The sequence below is a fragment of the Bradyrhizobium sp. genome (genome assembly GCF_049581145.1).
Taxonomy (GTDB): Bacteria; Pseudomonadota; Alphaproteobacteria; order Rhizobiales; family Xanthobacteraceae; genus Bradyrhizobium.
Genome location: NZ_JBAURI010000337.1, coordinates 1 through 2258, shown reverse-complemented (window position 1 = coordinate 2258; position 2258 = coordinate 1). Strand labels below are relative to the sequence as shown.

Genomic DNA, 2258 nt, shown 5'->3' with positions numbered 1-2258 from the left:
AAGGCCAGCGGCGTCTCGCCGAGCCGGATTGGGCTTTGGTGCACCGCGAGCTCAAGCGCAAGCACGTGACGCTGTCGATCCTGTGGGAGGAGTACATCGCAGGCGAGCCCGGCGGGTATCGCTATTCGCGCTTCTGCGAGCTCTACCGCGCCTGGGAGGGCCGGCTGTCGGTGACGATGCCCCAGTCGCACGCGGCCGGCCACAAGCTGTTCGTCGATTATGCCGCCGACGGCGTGCCTGTGGTGATCGACCGCCTCACCGGCGAGCAGCGCGCCGCGCAGATCTTCGTCGCAGTGCTCGGCGCATCGAGCTTCACCTACGCGCAGGCGACCTGGACACAGGGGCTCGCCGACTGGATCAGCGGCCATGTCGGCGCCTTCGAGGCGATCGGCGGCGTGCCAGCGCTGTTGGTGCCGGAAAATACCAAGGTCGCGGTGATCAAGGCCTGCCTCTACGATCCGCAGATCAATCGCAGCAACGCCGACATGGCGGCGCATTACGACACCGGCATTCTGCCGGCCAGGCCGCGACGGCCACGCGACAAGGCGAAGAGCCTGCCCCCGCGAAGGCGGGGGTCGAGCAGGCGGTGCTGATGGTCGAGCGTTGGCTGCTCGGACGGCTGCGCCATCGCACCTTCCACAGCCTCGCCGAGGTCAATGCGGCGATCGCCGAGTTGCTCACCCGGCTCAATGAGGAGCGGCCGATCCGGCGGCTCGGCGTCACTCGCCGCAAGCTGTTGGAGGAGATCGACCGGCCGGCGCTGAAGGCCTTGCCGGAGAGCCCTTACGTGTTCGCCGAGTGGCGGATCTGCCGGGTCAGCATCGATTATCACGTCGAGGTCGCGGCGCACTACTACAGCGTCCCGCATCGCTTCGTCCGCGCCGAGGTCGAGGTACGCTTCACCGCCCGCACCGTCGAGATATTCCACAAGGGCGAGCGCATCGCCGCGCATCAGCGCATGAGCGGCAACCACAAGCACACCACGGTGCCGGAGCACATGGCCTCCAGTCATCGGCGCTACGCCGGTTGGACCATCGAGCGCATCCGCAAGGATGCAGCCACCATCGGGCCGGCGACCGCCGCGCTGTGCGACCTGATCCTCGATGAACGCGCACATCCCGAGCAGGGCTTCCGCGCCTGCCTCGGCATCCTCCGGCTCGTCCGATCTTACGGACGCGAGCGGCTCGATGCCGCCGCCACGCGGGCGATCGACATCGGCGGCGCACTTATAGCTCGGTCAAATCGATCCTCGCCAACAATCTCGATCGGCGTCCTTCGCAAAAGCGTCCCGCGGACGACGCGCCGATCCTCCATCCCAAGATCCGCGGGCCGCGCTACTACAACTAGGAGATCACGTGTTGCTCAATCATCCGACCCTCGATCAGCTCTATCAACTCGGCCTGCACGGCATTGCCAAGGCCTTCGCCGACATCGAAGCCGGCGGCGACGCCGCAAGCCTTGGCCATGCCGAATGGCTCGCGCTGCTGCTCGAACGCGAAGCTTCGCTACGACGCGACAAGCGACTGTCGAAGCGGCTGCAATACGCCAAGCTGCGTCAGCAGGCCTGCGTCGAGGACATCGACTATCGCACGCCGCGCGGCCTCGACCGCGCTCTGCTGACGATGCTGGTCGAAGGCCAATGGATCGACGACCACACCAATCTTTTGATCTGTGGGCCGTCCGGCGTCGGCAAGAGCTGGCTCGCCTCGGCGCTCGGCAACAAGGCCTGCCGCGACAATCGCTTGGTGCTCTATCAGCGCGTCCCGCGGCTGTTCACCGATCTCGCTTTGGCGCGCGGCGACGGCCGCCACTCCCGCCTGCTGCGTGCCCTCGGCCGCGTCGATCTGCTCATCCTCGATGACTGGGGCCCCGAGCCGCTCGACGCCGCCGCCCGCCACGACCTGCTGGAGATCCTCGAGGACCGCTACGGCCGCCGCGCCACCATCGTCACCAGCCAGCTCCCGGTCGATCAATGGCACGCGCTGATCGGCGACCCGCAGCAGACGCCTCCCGAGACTTGCGCCGATCGTAATTTCCTTGCGTATGTGAGGACTGGACCCCGCCTGATCCCTGCTGGCTGGCTCTTTAAACTCATCGCCGGACTCCGGAAACCGGTAGCCACCCAACGCCAGGGAATTGTGCAACGCAGCAAGTTGCTCCGCCCAATGAAACATGACCATTGGGCGCCAAACGTGTTCGAGTCTCAAATATTGCCAATTCGCCTGTGCGCCGCTACCGTTGCGTGCAGTGGTGCAACC

Annotated in this window: 2 pseudogenes; both read left to right on the top strand. The window is 66.2% G+C overall.

Features of this window, described 5'->3' with window-relative positions:
• Window positions 1-1347 (top strand): annotated as a pseudogene (gene istA / locus WCB02_RS11085) (IS21 family transposase); the annotation flags it as partial.
• Between the two features lie 11 nt (window positions 1348-1358).
• Window positions 1359-1997, top strand: a pseudogene (gene istB / locus WCB02_RS11080) (IS21-like element helper ATPase IstB); the annotation flags it as partial.
• Between the last annotated feature and the right edge of the window lie 261 nt (window positions 1998-2258).